Annotated in this window: 2 protein-coding genes; both read right to left on the minus strand. The window is 45.8% G+C overall.

From position 1 onward, the window contains the following. A partial coding sequence (locus tag BUC45_RS05185) for a 2Fe-2S iron-sulfur cluster-binding protein (protein ID WP_296970805.1) occupies positions 1-747 on the minus strand: 747 nt, incomplete at its 3' end. Between the two features lie 3 nt (positions 748-750). Beyond that, on the minus strand, positions 751-1,036 hold a 286-nt coding region (locus tag BUC45_RS05190), incomplete at its 5' end, for a 4Fe-4S binding protein (RefSeq protein WP_296970806.1).

The raw sequence follows: 1,036 nt of genomic DNA on the forward strand, positions 1-1,036 counted from the left end.
GGTTGCAGGGGTACCGGGTTTTAAGCCGAATTCTTCTCCAAGGGAAACTCTTACAGCCGGAGCAATCTGAGCTACTACTGTTTTTTGTGGGTCGTGAAGGGCAGACCACACCTTTTCCATATGTGATGCTATTGTCAGCGCTCCTGTCGGACAAACTGCCGCACATTGTCCGCAATCCACGCAATTGACTTCGGAAATATTCTTGTTAAAAGGCGGCACAACCTTGGCATTGCTGCCTCTATATGCAAAACCCAGCACACCTACGCCTTGTACTTCTTCGCACATTCTAACACAATCTCCACATAAGATGCACTTGTTTGGATCTCTTACTATAGCAGGGCTTGAATCGTCTATAGGCAGCCTACCGTTTTTCTGTCCAAATCGGATTTCCCCAATTCCTAAGATGTTTGCCAATTCCTGTAGGCGGCAATTGCCGCTCTTTACACAGGTTGTGCACTCTCTATCGTGGTTTGCCAGCAAAAGCTCTAAAGTAACCCTTCTCTGGCGTATTAGCCTTTCTGTATGAGTCTTGACAGACATTCCGGGGCGGGGCGGGGTTGAGCATGCTGCCATTATTCTGCCGTTATCATCTTCTACCAGACACATCCTGCATGCACCATATACCGAAAGCTCTGAATGATAGCAGAAAGTTGGAAGCTCTATGCCGGCTTTTCGTATTACTTCCAAGAGATTGGCTTCATCAGTAAACGACACTTGTTTTCCGTTTATTTTCATAGTCTTTTCCATGGTTTATTCCTCCCTTATGGCATCAAAGGGGCATGCATCTATACATGCAAGACACCGCAAGCATCGAGTAATGTCAATTTTATGAGGTTCCCTTGTTTTGCCTTCAATAGCCGATGCAGGACATATTTTCCTGCATTTTCCGCAGCCGCGACATTTATCCGGGTCAATAGCAAGCCGTCCAAGGCCTTTGCATACCTTTGAGGGGCATCTTTTTTCAACTACATGTGCCATATATTCATCTTTAAAATATTTCATCGTTGTCAATACCGGGTTAGGCGCAGTCTTCCCA

Origin of the sequence: Tepidanaerobacter sp. EBM-38 (genome assembly GCA_001896545.1) — a bacterium.
GTDB lineage: Bacteria > Bacillota > Thermosediminibacteria > Thermosediminibacterales > Tepidanaerobacteraceae > Tepidanaerobacter.